Source organism: Cyclobacterium plantarum (assembly GCF_011290685.1).
GTDB lineage: Bacteria > Bacteroidota > Bacteroidia > Cytophagales > Cyclobacteriaceae > Cyclobacterium > Cyclobacterium plantarum.
On record NZ_JAANYN010000001.1, the window covers coordinates 529349 to 544426 of the forward strand.

A 15078-nucleotide genomic window follows, 5' to 3' on the forward strand; every position below is an offset into this window, starting at 1 on the left:
TTTATGGATTTAGAAGGTAGAATTATCACCAAAGAAAAAACTATTTTGGATGCATTAAGAAAAATGGATTCAATAGATAAAAAGCTGTTGGTTGTTTTGGATAATCAGCAATTTGATGGGTTAATCAGCGTTGGAGATATCCAAAGGGCAATTATTCAAAATAAACCACTGGAGACTCCTATTGGTGATATTTTGAGAAAAAAAATCAGAGTCGCCAAACCCAATGATAGTTTTGATTCAATTAAACAAATGATGCTTGATTTTAGAATGGAGTTATGCCCAGTAATCAATGAAAATCAAGAAATCTTAAAAATTTATTTTTGGGAAGATATTTTTAAGGAGCAGGAGCTTCAACCTAAAAATCAGTTCGATCTACCAGTTGTAATCATGGCAGGCGGTTTTGGTACACGGCTTAAACCGATTACCAACGTGATACCCAAGCCCCTGATCCCAATTGGTGAAAAGACGATGCTGGAACATATATTTGATAGATTTTCAAAGCATGGTTGTAATAGTTTCCATATATCTGTTAACTATAAGGCTGATTTGATTGATTTTTACTTAAAAAGTAAAAACCTCCCTTATTCCATAGATTATTTCAAAGAGGACAAACCAATGGGTACTGCAGGGAGTTTGTCTTTATTGAAGGGAGTGATAAATGAGACTTTCTTCGTTAGTAATTGTGATATTTTAATAGAGCAAGATTATTCCGAAATACTTGAATACCATAAAACAAATAAAAATGACATTACTATCATTGCTGCTCTCAAACATTATTCCATTCCTTATGGTACAATTGAAACAACTCACAACGGACAACTAGTTAGTTTATTGGAAAAGCCAGAGCTTACTTTCAAAATTAATAGTGGAATGTACATTTTGGAGCCAGACCTTTTGAATGAAATACCTGAGAATGAATTTATTCATATTACCCAATTAATAAATAAAATCCATAATAAAGGTCGTAATGTTGGTGTATTTCCCGTTAGTGAAAAGTCGTGGAAGGATATCGGGGAATGGGAAGAGTATTTAAAGATTTCCAAAAGTAATGGATAAAACATCAAAAAAAGTTCTTGTTGCAGGTATTGGTAAAAGTAATTTTATTGGACAGTTGTATAAAAATTTGCATAAATACTATCCAGAGAAATATGATATTGATATTTTAGGTTTAAGGTCATTCTTCAATTTGAAGGAGGACAATTGTGTTTATGGTTTTACAAACCAATATAAAATACGTAGATCAATTAAAGTTAAAGATCTATTAAACCTCTTTAACTTTAAATTATATTTTTATTTATTCCAATTTTTAAGATTTGGTGCAAGTGCAAATTATCTATATTCCTTTTTTAAAGAATTTATTGTTTATGCGACAATGTCTAAAAAAATACTTAAGAACAATTATGATATTATTCATTTTCATTTTCCAACAAAAGAAAAGCTAGCTTTATATTGGCATATAGGTGAGAATCAAAAATATATAGTTTCCTTTTGGGGGTCAGATTTAATGCGGGTTAATGGTGTTTTTGATTATTACATACAAAAAAAAGTGCTTAGGGATGCATGTAAAATAACTACGCATAGTTTAGAGCTTAAGGAGCAGATTTTAACCAAATTTGGACGAGATTTAAGAGATAAAATATTTCTTACCAAGTTTCCTCCTGAAGAGAGATTATATAGCCTTTTGGATGAATATGCTCCAAAAATTGATTTAATAAAAATTCGTTTTTTTCAAGAATTTAATTTTCCGTTAACCAAAAATCTTATTATAATTGGTCATAATGGGTTCCGAGAGAATAATCATATTCCAATTTTAAAACAATTATCAAATTTACCTCTGGAAATTAAAGAAAAATGCTACTTCATATTACCTTTTTCTTATAAAAATCCAAAAGATAATCTTTATGAAAAGGAATGTCTCCAGGAGTTGAGTCTAAACGATTTTTCTGGAAAAATACTTGATAAATTTTTAAGTTGGGAGGAACTTGCTTTGTTAAAGCTTTGTACGAAAGTTTATATTCATTTACCTGTTTCAGATGCTTTAAGTGGCTCTCTTACTGAGGCGATTTATGCTGGAGCTGAGGTAATAACGGGTAAATGGTTACCGTATAGTCCATTTGAAGATGCTGGATTAGTCTTTTATTCTATTAAAGATCTTTCAGAACTTCCCAAAGTTTTTGAATTGGCAATATCCAAAAATCGTAATGTAGATTTTGTTTCAAAAAATCAGAAAAGGATTAAAGACTCCTTTTTTTCTGATGTTTGTGTCAAATCGTGGCATAGCGTATTGGATAGTTAAAGGATGTCTTTAAAAATTAAAGTTAAATCCGGGCTTAAGTGGAATCTAATCAATCAGGTAGTTTCCCAAGTTATTTTTGTCTGGTTTGGGATTTATTTGGCTCGATTACTTGGACCAGAAGCTTACGGATTAGTTGGGATGATTACCGTATTTTCTGGCTTTGCAAATTTATTTGTTGACTTTGGCTTTAGTTCAGCCATTGTTTATGACCCGAAACTTACAAAAAACAAAATTTCAAGTGTTTTTTGGCTCAACTTTTTTATTGGCGTTGTTATTTATTTAATTTTCTATTTTGGATCCCCACTTCTTGCTGATTTTTATAAGTTAGAAGAACTTAAAGTATTAACAAGAGTGGTTACTATTAGTTTAATAATTAATTCCTTAACTGGTGTTCCAAACTCATTAATTAGTAAATCAATAAGCTTTAAAGAAAAAATCAAAGGAGGCTGGATATCTACTGTTATTAGTTATTCAGTTGCTTTTTATTTGGCTTTTAATGGATATGGCGTTTGGAGTTTAGTATTTCAAACCCTTCTTTTTTCCTTTTTTAATCTCTTGTTTGTTTGGAAAATAGCTGATTTTAAACCAGGTTTTTATTTTTCATATGCCGATATAAGATCTTTGATTTTGTATGGTTCTGGCATTGCTGGCACAAATTTGTTAGGTTATTTGACTCGAAATCTTGATAATTTACTAATAGGGAAATTTTTAGGAGGATCTTCTCTAGGAATTTATTCCAGGAGTTATGGTTTAATGATGTTACCTATTAAAAATATATCTAGTGTTTTTACTAAAGTGCTTTTTCCTGCATTTTCTAAAATCCAAAATCAGCCAGATGTAATAGCTTTTTATTATCTTAAGGCAACAAAAATTATTGCCTTATTTTCTTTTCCTATTATGTTTTGTTTTTTCGCAATTTCTAAAGAATTCGTATTGTTGTTTTTAGGGAAGGATTGGGTTGAAGCAATTTTCATTATCCAAATGTTGAGCATCCTTGGTGCTGTCCAATCGATTTTAACCCTAAATGGTGTTATTTACAACTCTTTAGGGAAAGCGACAACCGCCTTTAAAGTTACCTTGTTCCTTAATTTTGTTTTAATCCCTTCCTGGTTTATTGGCATGAAATTTGGTGGACTTAATGGGTTGGTTATAGCCTATGTAATAATTGGTACATTTGGATCAATACCAATATTAGCTATTGCATTAAGGTATATTCATTTATCCGTTTTAGATCAATTAAAAAATTTGTTTATTATAATTTTGGGTTCGGTGTCCATAATTATTTCTTCATTCCTTATCGACTTATTCTTTACTATTCCGCTTATTTATAGTTTTATTTTTAAAATTATTATTGGAGGCATAGTTTTTTTACTAATTGTAATCCCTTTAGAAAAAGGATTTTTATTTGAAATTTATAATATTATTGTGTCAAAGGATAAAGATTTACATAAGTTTTAAAGTTTATTAATGATATCATTACGGATTAGTTTTAATATTTTGATTTTGCTCTAATTTAATATGTATTTATTTCTCGATAATAATCATATTAGAGGCTTTAATAATTGAATATTGCCAACCATTTCTATATTTAAATGTATTTTGGAAAGGAATGTTCCTTTTAGGCCTTATAGACAAAGATACTATTATTGGGTAGGTGCCTAGTTCAATTGGTTGAATAGCAAGCTTTTAAGTAAAGTAGATAAGCATTGATATTAGAAGTGAATTCCGAAAAAAAGCAAATAATTGATATTTCGGTAATCATCCCCACCTATAAAGATTGGGAACGTCTGAAGTGGTGTCTTGCAGCATTAAAGGAACAAAACTATCCGAAGCACCAGTTCGAGGTTTTGGTGATCAATAATGCTCCATCTGATCCGCCTCCCTCTTGGTGGAAAGAACAAAAAGGAGTAAGCTTACTGGAGGAAGAAAAACCAGGCTCTTATGCTGCAAGGAACCTGGCGATTCAAAAAGCCAGGGGAACCGTTTTGGCATTTACGGATGCAGATTGTTTACCTGAACCCGACTGGTTGTCGGAAGGCATGAAGGTTATTGAATACAACGGTTACAGCCGTGTTGGTGGTAGAATTAATATTTTCCAAACAGATAAAGGAAACAAATTTGCTTTTATCTATGAAAAATATTTTGCCTTCCAGCAGGAACGTAATGTAAAGTTGTATAAGAAATCAGTAACAGGAAATTTTTTTGCGAAGAAAGACCTCTTCGATCAATACGGACTTTTTGATGAAAACCTGCAATCGGGCGGGGATTTTTTCTGGAACATTAAAGTGAGCCAGGCCGGTGAAAATATCGGTTATGCCAAAAATGCAGTGGTCAATCATCCTGCCAGAGAAAGAATTTCAAAAATTGCCGAAAAGAAGCGAAGAACAATTGGGGGGTATTATCTTGAATCGTTTTCCAAACTAAAATTAAGTCGGCAGATGCTTACATTACTCAAAAGAACATTACCTCCTATTTCAAGAATTGATTATATTAAATTTGACTCCTTAGGCGATTACCTGATCGTCTTGTTGATCAGATGGTATATCGAATTGTTGGGAGTTGCGGAGCTGCTTAAATTGTGTCGGCTAAAAAAATAAATCTTAAAATTCGTAACAAGGCATAGATGAAAGGTAATATCAAAGAATTGGATGTATTTATTTTAAAATCATTGAAACAAGAAGAGGTCAACTTGAAGGCGCTGATCAAAGTTGTGTTTGGTTTTAAAAAATGGATCCTGCTGATTACCCTTTTTGTTTTCAGTTTGGGTCTATTGTATCTGATAACTGCTCCAACAGAATATTCAACTACTTCGAAGCTGCTAATGGAACAGCCTGCAGGTCTCAATAACAAAGCTCTTGGAGGTTTGGCTTCTATTTCAGGATTGGGCAACCTGGGGCTTGGGGATCAGAATTCTGAGGCTTTGCCAGCTGAATTGATACCCGAATTGTTAATGGAAAGTGACTTTTTGAAAAACCTGATGTATGAAAACGTTTATCTGGAAGAGGTTCAGGACAGTATAACCCTGTTTGATTTTGTAAATGAATATGAAAAGCATCATTTTTATTTTTACTTATTACGCCTTCCTTCCTTAGTTAAATCAACCCTTTTTTCTTCTGAGCAAGGGCCAATGGCTATCCCTGACAAAACAAATATTCCAAAAGAACGGAATATATTATCTTTTGAGCCTGCTGAGCGAAAAACCATTAGTCAGCTAAAAAAGCGAATAGTAGTAGAAAAGGAAGAGAGGTTATTGGTCATCCAAACCAAAATGCATGAATCCTTAGCAAGTGCCATGCTGAACGACATATTGGTCAGGCATTTGAAGGAATACCTTACCGATATTATTTTGGAAAAAGAGTTGAAAAATTTCAATTTTATCAAGGAAAGGACAGAAGAGGCAAAAATCCGTGTGGAGAAAACACAAAATAGCCTCGCTAAATTCAGGGACAGTAATAGAGGAATCAATTCACAACTGGTAAAAACCGAAGAGGACAGATTGCAGTCTGATTTTAACCTGGAATTTAACGTGTATAATTCCCTGGCGCAACAGCTGGAGCAATCTCGGATAAAGGTCCAGGAAGCCAGGCCTCTGCTGACAATTTTTCAAAAGCCTCAGGTTCCAATCATACCCAGTGAGCCTAAGTATCTGTTATTGGGTATTGCTTTTCTATTTTTAGGAGGGATTATAGGCTTTCTTTTCATTTTTGGACTATTGGTTTATCGTTTATTGAAAGTTCATTTTTCAGATGATTAGTGTTATTATTCCCATCTACAATAAATTCCCCCACCTGGATAGATCTGTAGATTCGGTTTTAAACCAGGATTTTGAAGATTTTGAATTGATCCTTGTGGACGATGGGTCTTCAGATGGCAGTTATGAAAAAGCACTTTCTTTTAACGATGATCGGATAAAGGTATTCCAAAGGGGTACGCCGGGGCCTGGGGGGTATGCGGCAAGAAATCTGGGCATATCGAAAGCAAAATTTGACTGGATTGCTTTTTTGGATGCTGATGATGCATGGAAGCCTAACCATTTAGCTACTTTCTCAGACCTCATTGATAGTAAGCCTGATATATCAATTGTATCTACCTCATGGACAGATGTTTTTGATGGGAAAGACAGCAGTAAGTCTTTTGACAGTGCCTATCATAGAAAACACCAAACCAAGGGTGTGCACGAAATTGACCTGGAATCTTTTTTAGTGAACAGCCGGGATGGCTTTCCACCTTTCTGGACAGGGGCATTGGGTATCCGCAAATCTTTATTAGAATCTATTTCGGGTTTTCCTGAAGGAAGGTGCAAGCGCGGCGGAGATGTGGATACCTGGTTAAGGGCTATTTATTGGGGGAAATTGGCCCTTTGGTCTCCCCAGAAAACGGTAATTTATCATAGGGATTCCGTAAATATGGTCACCAAAACCCAGGTTTTTGAGTTGGGCTGTGAAGCAGATACCGTTAAGCTGCTGGCGGAAAAAGCAGAAAGTGAAGAGGTTAAATCGCTGTTATTTCAGTTTTTAAATTCCAGGGTAGTCAGCAGGTGGCTTCAAACCCTAAGAGTGGGGCAAAAACCAGGATCCCTATGGGGAAAGACCAAATGGAGACACCTTAATTTTAAGGGTAGAGTTATCACATTGGTTTCTATTTTTCCTCCTGAGGTGACAGCAAAGGCTTACCGGGTCCTCAGCAGAGGTAAATATGATTGATAAATTGCATTTTTCTTTGCCAAATAAAATCCGATTAAAGGAAGTTCTCCAGTGGGATTTTTTCTCTGTTTTGCTGGTCGTACTCTTGTTTTTCAGGATACTCGTGGACAGATCAGGACTGGGAGCAGTAGTAGGGCTGGCCCTTTTGGGAGGTTTTTTCCTTTTATTGTTGTTCAAATTGAGTATACCAAAATACTTGCTATTTTACACAGGTTTTTTTTTCCTGTTGATTGGATATGCTTTTTTGAATGCGGTCTACCTGCACAATCAACCCTTTTTTAGCATCAGAGGGGTAGTTCGCTATTTTTCTTATTTTGCGGTTTTTATCTTGGCTTACTATAGCAAAGTGTCTTTCCGACAAATTTTCATACTATATACTCTGGTCGTTCTGCTGGAAAGTGTGCTCGCAGTTTTTCAGTTTTTGTTTATGGGAATGGAAAGACCCAGCGGAACCTTTATCAATTCAAATCATTTCAGTTATTTTTTGGTGCCTTATTTTGCAATTTTATTAGTCGTATACAGGTATTACTTCTCTGCGTTTCTAATTTTCCTTCTTTCTTCATTTTTAGGTGGCATGGGTGGCGTTATAAGCCTTTTGTTGGTATTGTTTTTATTTATGCTTCGCTATGCCAGGCGATGGCAGAAAATTTTTGCTATTTTAATATTCCCATTTTTTCTGGCCGGAGCAGCATTTTTGATGCAAAACAGGATCAAGGAGTTGACAGATGTAACATCGATCTCTGAGAGGCTTGCCGAAAATCAGGCAGGAGGAGGCAGCTCTCTGGTGTGGAGAATTGTGACCTGGAAATTGATGTACGATGAGCTGGTAGCAAAGGATGGCCTGTATACTGGTATGGGTCTGGAATTTGCATCCCTGGCAAGTCCTTATTTTTTAGAAAGCAGTATAAGAGAACCACACAATGATTATATAAGGGTATTGCTTGAATTTGGCATATTTGGACTGATCATGTTTTTATTTGCTTTGTATTATGCTTTGTCCAGAATGAGAAGGGCCTCTATAATACACAATTCCAACACGTATTTTGCCATATATGCAGCACTTGCAGCTATATTTTTAGGAATGATTGTTGGGAATATCGTTGTATTGAATACACTTTGGTGGTTGTTGCTGGCAATAATAGCCATCAAACACAAGGAGGAGAAATTAATGAAAACAGACGTTTAAATGGGCAACAAACTTGCGATAGTTACACCGGCGAAAAATGAGGCCAAGAACATCCGGAATTTAATTCAAGGGATGGCCAACCAAATCCGCAAACCTGATTTATGGATTTTTATCAACGATGGAAGTACGGATGATACTGTTCAGATATTTGAAAAGGAACTGGACAACCATGCTTCAGCATTTAAAAATACCATAGTGCAAAGGGTGGACTACGAAGATGTAGAAAAAGGCTATGCCCTTGGCCCGAAATACAGCAGAATTATCAAATTTGGTTTGGAACAAATTTTTGATCTTGAAAAGAAAAATAAGGCTGATTATGATTTTGTAGGTATTTTGGACAGTGATGTAGTTCCGGAAAAGGACTATTACAGAAGGCTTCTGGAAAATTTCAGGAAGGATCCCAAATTAGGTATAGCTTCCGCTGCCCGTCAACTCGAAGATTATGGAAGCGAAATCATTACCAGTTATGTAAACAGAAGTTTTGCACCTAGTGGATTCCGGGTTTGGAGGCGAAAATGTTTGGATGATACAGGTTATAAGATTTCAGTTTCTCAGGATGCGGTATCTGCTGCCAAAGCCATCATGATGGATTGGAAAGTACGGTCATTTCCTGATTTGGAAGTTCGATTGAGGCAAAGAGGAGCAAAATTTGGTTACGAGTACTATGGCAAGTCTGCTTACATGCGTCACGTACCTTACTTGTACGTGTGGGCAGGAGCTGCAAGAATGTTCCTTAAAGGAAAAAAGGCGGATGCCAGGCAGTACATCAATGGATATAAGGAAGCATCTAAACAAAAGGTGGGACGAATTGATGATCCATTGGCAATTAAATATTTCAGGCATCGATTTTATTATAAACTGCTCGGAAAGTAATGAAGCCCAAGGTAATTCTTTTAATTTATGGTTCTGGTGGGCACAAAGCCCAAATGGAAAGACTTCTGAATAAAATGGATCGGCAGAATGCGGAAATAAAAATTGATTTTATCGCCATCACAGAAACTGGGGCATCCATTGAGCATCATCTTGTCCTTGAAAATTTTGAGCAACCCCCATTCAGAAATAAATATTTTTCTGCAGCCCATTTTTTTAAACTCCCACAGAAATATTTCAATTTTCTCCAATGCTTTTTTCGTATTAGAAAGAATTATCAGGTAGTTTCAGTAATTTCTACAGGACCGGGACTGGCTATTCCGTTTTCCATGCTATTTAAGATGCTAAAATCCAAAATCATTTTTATTGAGACCTGGTCCAGGTTTGAAACCCAATCCTATGCCGGAAAAGTCATGTATCGCTTGGCGGACAGGTTTTATATTCAAAACAGATCCCAGGAAAAGTTTTATCCAAAAGCAATTTACTCGGGTTTATTATGAAGATATTGGTAACAGTGGGTACAACCAGATTTGATTCTTTGATAAAGTACCTCGATGAGCTAATTTTACCTTCGGATATGGCTTTTACTTTCCAGATTGCTGATGGCGCATATAAGCCAGTAAACCATCCATTTTTCTCATTTTCCAAAAAAATAGATCAATACTACCAAAGTAGTGATGTGATAATTTGTCATGCCGGAGCAGGGACCATTTACAAACTTTTGGAACTGAGGAAGAGGATCATCATTGTGCCCAATACCGAAAGAACAGATAACCACCAATTGGATATCGCAGCCTTTATGGGAAATAATGGGTATGCCTTGACGGTCATTGATTTTGATGAACTTTTCAATGCCCTGCAACAAATTAAAGGAATAGATTTGTTGCCCTTTGAAAAACATGATTTTGATAAAACAGAGGAAATCCTCAGATTTAGCGTCAGCGGAAATTGAGCTGCTCCTTTTTTACTTTAATAGATATTTTTTGCGGTAGTATGTTGTTGATTAATTTTAGAAAGTGGTGGTTTTTTACCTTCATTTTTCTCCTTTTTCATATAAATGCTTTTTCACAGGTTCTGGCACCGGGCACTCCAATTTTAGAGGAGTTATCCAGAAGGCAGCAAGTAATCCATTCTGAAGAAACGGCGGAAAAAGAAGTTCTTTCCATTCGTCCCCAGATTACGGATGAAATTGGATCAAAGAACAAGTCCGAGTCTAAAAGAAGCCATTTTGATTTTTCCGTCCTTCCATTAGTCAGTAATCAGATCTTTAACGGGCAGAGGCCCTATGGTTGGGGAGATTTTGGTATTCCTCCCGGTCGCGGATTTCAGCAATACCTGAGTGGGGGTATTTTTGCCAGGTTGGGATTTTTAAACTTCCAGCTACAACCAGAATTTGTTTTTTCTCAGGATAAGCCTTTTAAGGGATTTCCTGAAAGTTTTTCACCAGCTGTACAAAGGGCCCGGTTTCACTATTGGAACAATGATGATACCCCGGAAAATTTTTCAAATGGAGGGTATAACAGATTTTGGTGGGGCCAATCAAGTTTCACAGCAAGCTTTGGAGCATTTGAAATCGGCGTATCCTCACGTTCTGTTTGGTGGGGTCCGGGACAATGGAGCTCACTCACTTTTTCAAATAATGCAGAAAGTTTTCCCTATTTGACTCTAAATACCATCAAGCCGGCAAAAACTGCTATTGGTAATTTTGAAGGGCAGGTATTGGTTGGAAGGTTAGAAAATTCTGGTAGAGAAGCTTCGCAAATCCCTCAATTGAATGATAGGTATTTTCTCCCTTTTGAAGGGGACTGGAGGTACTTGAACGGCTTCATGGTAAGCTATCAGCCAAAGTGGGTTCCTGGCTTTTTCCTGGGCTTTTTAAGAACTTTTCAGCAGTATAACGATAATAGAGGTGACAAATTCAGGGACTATTTTCCTATTTTTGATGCATTTCAAAAGAAGAACTTTTTTGAAGATGGGAATACCCTGGCCTTTGACAATGAGGCCAGAGATCAACAAGCTGTAATATTTATTCGTCTGGTAAATAAAGCTTCCAATGCTGAGATATATGCGGAGTATGGGAGAAGGGATCACTCGTATGATTGGAGGGAGGCTCTGATGAACCCGGAACATGCAAGGGCCTATTTGATGGGCTTTCAAAAGCTTTTTTCATTAAGCAAAGAAAATAAGTTCTTCCAAATTAGAGGAGAAGTGACCCAACATCAGGAATCCGTAAATCGATACATCCGCTATGAAGGTTTAGGAGGTAGAACATCCTGGGCCACACACTATCAGGTAAGGGGATTTGTAAATAGAGGACAATCTTTGGGCACGGGTATAGGTACTGGCAGCAACAGCCAAACCCTTGAATTTTCGGTTGTTGATGAATTCGACAAGTTGGGGATAATAGTGGAGCGGATCGCCAACCACCAGGACTTTTACTACCGTGCGTTTGGACAGCAGGATGAAGTTCAACCCTGGGTGGATTTGAGTGTAGGCGTTATTTTTAATAAGAGATGGAATAATGTATTGCTGGGATCAAAATTGCAGCTGGTGAATGGCAAAAATTACCAATGGCAAACCTCAAGCGACAGCAGTCCTGATTTTCCAACTGGAAAGCATTTGTTGTCCTTTCATGGTAATCTCCATTTGGTTTATTTATGGGATTTTAAGGATAATTAGATAGTTTAAATATTTGTAAATACTAATTCAAAAAATTAAATAAAGATGAAAATTCTGGTAACTGGTACAGCAGGTTTTATAGGTATGCACCTGGCGCAAAAGCTTTTGGAAAGAGGCGACGAAGTCATTGGGGTGGACAGTATCAATGATTATTATGAGGTGCAGCTAAAATATGATCGCCTTAAATTAACCGGTATTGATCCAGCCAGCATCCATTACGGTAAAATTGTAAAAAGCTCCAAACATCCCCATTACCAGTTTATTCAACTGAAATTGGAGGATAAGGAAGGGTTATTTGACCTTTTTAGGGAACAAAAAATAGACAAAGTGGTGAATTTGGCAGCTCAGGCAGGGGTAAGGTATTCCCTGACCAATCCGGACGCTTATATTCAAGCCAATATTGTAGGTTTTCTGAATATTCTGGAGGCTTGCCGCCATTTTGAGATCAAACATTTGGCATACGCCTCTTCCAGTTCGGTATATGGCACCAATACCCAAATGCCTTTTTCCACCAGTCAGAATGTGGATCATCCGGTATCTTTGTATGCCGCTTCCAAGAAGTCAAATGAATTGATGGCCCATACCTATAGCCATCTTTTCGGCCTGCCTACCACAGGTTTACGGTTTTTTACGGTATATGGACCCTGGGGCAGACCAGATATGGCACTATTTCTGTTTACAAAAGCCATATTGGAAGACCAACCCATTAAAGTATTCAATTATGGGGAGATGCAAAGGGATTTCACCTATGTGGATGACATCGTGGAAGGTGTGATCCGGGTAGTGGATCATCCTCCCATGGAAAATCCGGATTGGGATCCAGCTACCGGGGATGCCAGTCAATCTAAGGCTCCCTATACGGTTTATAACATAGGAAATTCAAACCCTGTTCGTTTGATGGACTTTATCAAGGCCATAGAAGTTGCACTTGGGAAAGAAGCCAGAAAAGACATGTTACCCATACAACCAGGAGATGTGCCGGCTACTTTCGCCGATACCAAGCCTTTGGAAAATGAGCTGGGGTACAAGCCTGCAACATCAGTGACATTTGGTATTCAAAAGTTTATAGATTGGTACAGAAGCTACTATAATGTGTAAGTAAGTTGGGGTTTTCATGAAATTTCAAGGAAAAAAACTAAAATTGTAAATTCATTATGTTTACTTTTGTGAAAACTTTCATGCTATGAATATTTTTCTATCAACAGCTACATCTTTTTTCTTTGGTTTTTTAATGACTCCTGTATTGATCATGGTCCTTAAAAAGATCAATTTTATGGAAGCCCCCGGAGGACGTAAAATACATGCGGGAAGCATACCGTCCATGGGAGGCATTGCGATCGTTTTTGCTGCCTTTATGGGTTTGTTTGCATGGCTAAGTTTCGATCAAATCGTAGAAACCAGGTATTTTCTGGTGGCCCTTGGGATCATGTTTTCTGTGGGACTTCGGGATGACCTGATCGAATTAACGGCAGCTCAAAAGTTAATCGGGCAATCCATACCGGCTTTTTTTGTGATCATCATGGCAGATATCCGAATATCCGGTTTGTATGGATTTATGGGTATTTATGAAATTCCTTATTTAATAAGCGTGCTGATTACCTTTTTTGCGATTTTGGTGTTGACCAATTCCTTTAACCTGATAGACGGGGCAGACGGCCTGGCCGGATCGCTCAGCATGGTCACGCTTACTATTCTGGGTTTCTGGTTTTTTAGTCTGGGAATGACCGCCTATAGCCTGATATCCTTTACCCTGGTCGGAGGAATACTTGCATTTTTGGTATTTAACTGGCATCCGGCGAAGATATTTATGGGTGATACCGGATCATTGAGTTTAGGTTTTGCGCTTGTGGTATTGGTCATTCTATTTGTTGATAAGTCCGGGACCATGGCTCCCTGGGAGGGGTTGAAAGTAAATGCTCCCTTTTCAGCAGGGATGGCATTTTTGATCGTTCCGATATATGATACGGTCAGGATTTTTATCAAACGAAGTATGAAGGGTAAATCCCCGCTTAAACCAGATAAAAGTCATGTGCATCACTTTTTACTTCGCATGGGACTCAAGCACGATCAGGTGGCCCTTACACTGGGAACGGTTAAGCTTTGTTTTATAGGCTTGGTCTTTTTTGGTTATGCTTTAAATGACCACATACTCTTTCCGGTTTTGACCCTGGTGGCTGTTTCTCTGGGGATATGGATGGACAAAAGAACCCTTAAAAATATCAAAAGCAACTGTAAAAAAGCGCCCAGCTTGTCAGAAAAAGGCCCGGTCAGAAGAAAGAAACGTTTCGCCAAAAGGAAACCAGAAATTTCTCAAAATGTGTTTTCTGACAATAAAATCAACATGAATTGATACCCCAGAGAAATTGTTGAGGTATCATACTAATTAAAACAATAAAGGCCGCTACCTGGGAAGGAGCGGCCTTTTCACTTTTCAGCACTTTTTTCAAACGTCACAAATCTCCACTCCTTGTTTTAGCGAAGCTAGTTTGTCTGTCCGTTTGGGAATAAATTCCTGCCCCACATATCCCTGGTATCCTGTATCCAAAATGGCCTTCATGATTGCAGGATAGTACAATTCCTGCGTTTCATCAATCTCGTTTCTGCCAGGTACTCCTCCGGTATGGTAATGAGAGATATAGGGATGGTATTTTTTGATGGTTGCGATCACATCGCCTTCCATGATTTGCATGTGGTAGATATCATAAAGCAGTTTAATGTTTTCGGAGCCTACCGCCTTACATACTTCCACTCCCCATGCTGTATGGTCTGCCTGGTAATCCTTGTGATTTACCTTGCTGTTCAGCAGTTCCATACACATGATGACCCCATGTTTTTCTGCAGTGGGCATGACTTTTTTCAGCCCCATGGCACAATTTTCTATTCCTTTTGTGTCATCCAGCCCATTTCTATTACCCGAAAAGCAAATGATCTGCTTGTAACCTGCGGCAGCTACTTTGGGGATTACCTCTTCATAACTTTTGATCAATTCCTCATGCAACTCAGGATTGTTCCAGCCCCTTTCAATCCCTAACCCGGCTCCCCAGGGCATGGCACAGTCCAGCCCATATTTTTTAAGTATGGGCCATTCCTCCGGTCCTGCCAACTCTATAGACTTCAGTCCAATTTCTACAGCACCCTTACACAAGTCCTCAAAGGCAATATCGTTATAGCACCACCTGCAAACAGAGTGGTTGACGTTGCCTTTTAAGTTTTCCGGCAGTTGGGCTTCAGCTGCCATAAGGCGGTCAGATAAACCGGGGACCAGCATGCCTGCCAGGCCAGTACCCGCAATTTTTTTCAATACGTTTCTTCTTGGGTTATTGGTGTTATTTTTCATAAATAAT

At 37.5% G+C, this 15078-nt stretch carries 14 protein-coding genes; 13 read left to right on the forward strand and 1 reads right to left on the reverse strand.

Features of this window, described 5'->3' with window-relative positions; genetic code table 11:
• Window positions 1-3: 3 nt before the first annotated feature.
• From G9Q97_RS02215 to G9Q97_RS02275, 13 genes are all read left to right on the forward strand, one after another.
• Window positions 4-1056 (forward strand): nucleotidyltransferase family protein, encoded by a 1053-nt coding sequence (locus G9Q97_RS02215; protein WP_166142689.1) that lies wholly within the window; start codon window positions 4-6, stop codon window positions 1054-1056.
• On the forward strand, window positions 1049-2296 hold the full coding sequence (locus tag G9Q97_RS02220; RefSeq protein ID WP_166142691.1) for a glycosyltransferase family protein: 1248 nt from the start codon (window positions 1049-1051) through the stop codon (window positions 2294-2296). The genes G9Q97_RS02215 and G9Q97_RS02220 overlap by 8 nt, the downstream gene beginning before the upstream one ends.
• Window positions 2297-2299: 3 nt before the next feature.
• The gene (locus G9Q97_RS02225) at window positions 2300-3754 is read left to right on the forward strand and encodes a lipopolysaccharide biosynthesis protein (protein WP_166142692.1); all 1455 of its coding nucleotides are present in this window, start codon (window positions 2300-2302) and stop codon (window positions 3752-3754) included.
• 248 nt (window positions 3755-4002) lie between these two features.
• The gene (locus G9Q97_RS02230) at window positions 4003-4893 is read left to right on the forward strand and encodes a glycosyltransferase family 2 protein (RefSeq protein WP_166142694.1); all 891 of its coding nucleotides are present in this window, start codon (window positions 4003-4005) and stop codon (window positions 4891-4893) included.
• A gap of 26 nt (window positions 4894-4919) precedes the next feature.
• Window positions 4920-6050: a Wzz/FepE/Etk N-terminal domain-containing protein gene (locus G9Q97_RS02235; protein WP_166142696.1), complete on the forward strand. Its 1131-nt coding sequence runs from the start codon at window positions 4920-4922 to the stop codon at window positions 6048-6050.
• Entirely contained in the window at window positions 6043-6999 is a 957-nt protein-coding gene (locus G9Q97_RS02240; protein WP_166142698.1) for a glycosyltransferase family A protein, read from the forward strand. Before G9Q97_RS02235 ends, G9Q97_RS02240 begins: the two co-directional genes overlap by 8 nt.
• A complete protein-coding gene (locus G9Q97_RS02245) occupies window positions 6992-8185 on the forward strand; it encodes an O-antigen ligase family protein (protein WP_222851894.1) in 1194 nt (397 codons plus the stop codon). Before G9Q97_RS02240 ends, G9Q97_RS02245 begins: the two co-directional genes overlap by 8 nt.
• Window positions 8186-9058 carry a glycosyltransferase gene (locus G9Q97_RS02250; RefSeq protein WP_166142702.1) on the forward strand — a complete coding sequence of 291 codons (873 nt, stop codon included), beginning with the start codon at window positions 8186-8188 and terminating at the stop codon, window positions 9056-9058.
• The gene (gene pssD / locus G9Q97_RS02255) at window positions 9058-9555 is read left to right on the forward strand and encodes a PssD/Cps14F family polysaccharide biosynthesis glycosyltransferase (RefSeq protein WP_166142704.1); all 498 of its coding nucleotides are present in this window, start codon (window positions 9058-9060) and stop codon (window positions 9553-9555) included. Before G9Q97_RS02250 ends, pssD begins: the two co-directional genes overlap by 1 nt.
• Window positions 9552-10007: a PssE/Cps14G family polysaccharide biosynthesis glycosyltransferase gene (gene pssE / locus G9Q97_RS02260; RefSeq protein WP_166142706.1), complete on the forward strand. Its 456-nt coding sequence runs from the start codon at window positions 9552-9554 to the stop codon at window positions 10005-10007. The genes pssD and pssE overlap by 4 nt, the downstream gene beginning before the upstream one ends.
• A gap of 41 nt (window positions 10008-10048) precedes the next feature.
• Window positions 10049-11734 (forward strand): capsule assembly Wzi family protein, encoded by a 1686-nt coding sequence (locus G9Q97_RS02265; RefSeq protein WP_166142708.1) that lies wholly within the window; start codon window positions 10049-10051, stop codon window positions 11732-11734.
• 45 nt (window positions 11735-11779) lie between these two features.
• Window positions 11780-12832 (forward strand): NAD-dependent epimerase, encoded by a 1053-nt coding sequence (locus tag G9Q97_RS02270; protein ID WP_166142710.1) that lies wholly within the window; start codon window positions 11780-11782, stop codon window positions 12830-12832.
• 85 nt (window positions 12833-12917) lie between these two features.
• A complete protein-coding gene (locus tag G9Q97_RS02275; protein ID WP_166142712.1) occupies window positions 12918-14084 on the forward strand; it encodes a glycosyltransferase family 4 protein in 1167 nt (388 codons plus the stop codon).
• 93 nt (window positions 14085-14177) lie between these two features.
• On the opposite strand, the gene G9Q97_RS02280 is transcribed toward G9Q97_RS02275, so the two are convergent.
• Window positions 14178-15071: a hydroxypyruvate isomerase family protein gene (locus tag G9Q97_RS02280; RefSeq protein ID WP_166142714.1), complete on the reverse strand. Its 894-nt coding sequence runs from the start codon at window positions 15069-15071 to the stop codon at window positions 14178-14180.
• Between the last annotated feature and the right edge of the window lie 7 nt (window positions 15072-15078).

Excerpts from the sequence above, each read along its gene's own strand:
- pssD (WP_166142704.1), top strand. The coding sequence starts at position 9,058 with ATGAAGCCCAAGGTAATTCTTTTAATTTATGGTTCTGGTGGGCACAAA.
- G9Q97_RS02280 (WP_166142714.1), bottom strand. The coding sequence starts at position 15,071 with ATGAAAAATAACACCAATAACCCAAGAAGAAACGTATTGAAAAAAATT.
- G9Q97_RS02250 (WP_166142702.1), top strand. The coding sequence starts at position 8,186 with ATGGGCAACAAACTTGCGATAGTTACACCGGCGAAAAATGAGGCCAAG.
- G9Q97_RS02265 (WP_166142708.1), top strand. The coding sequence starts at position 10,049 with ATGTTGTTGATTAATTTTAGAAAGTGGTGGTTTTTTACCTTCATTTTT.
- pssE (WP_166142706.1), top strand. The coding sequence starts at position 9,552 with ATGAAGATATTGGTAACAGTGGGTACAACCAGATTTGATTCTTTGATA.
- G9Q97_RS02225 (WP_166142692.1), top strand. The coding sequence starts at position 2,300 with ATGTCTTTAAAAATTAAAGTTAAATCCGGGCTTAAGTGGAATCTAATC.
- G9Q97_RS02245 (WP_222851894.1), top strand. The coding sequence starts at position 6,992 with ATGATTGATAAATTGCATTTTTCTTTGCCAAATAAAATCCGATTAAAG.
- G9Q97_RS02270 (WP_166142710.1), top strand. The coding sequence starts at position 11,780 with ATGAAAATTCTGGTAACTGGTACAGCAGGTTTTATAGGTATGCACCTG.
- G9Q97_RS02235 (WP_166142696.1), top strand. The coding sequence starts at position 4,920 with ATGAAAGGTAATATCAAAGAATTGGATGTATTTATTTTAAAATCATTG.
- G9Q97_RS02240 (WP_166142698.1), top strand. The coding sequence starts at position 6,043 with ATGATTAGTGTTATTATTCCCATCTACAATAAATTCCCCCACCTGGAT.
- G9Q97_RS02215 (WP_166142689.1), top strand. The coding sequence starts at position 4 with ATGGATTTAGAAGGTAGAATTATCACCAAAGAAAAAACTATTTTGGAT.
- G9Q97_RS02275 (WP_166142712.1), top strand. The coding sequence starts at position 12,918 with ATGAATATTTTTCTATCAACAGCTACATCTTTTTTCTTTGGTTTTTTA.
- G9Q97_RS02220 (WP_166142691.1), top strand. The coding sequence starts at position 1,049 with ATGGATAAAACATCAAAAAAAGTTCTTGTTGCAGGTATTGGTAAAAGT.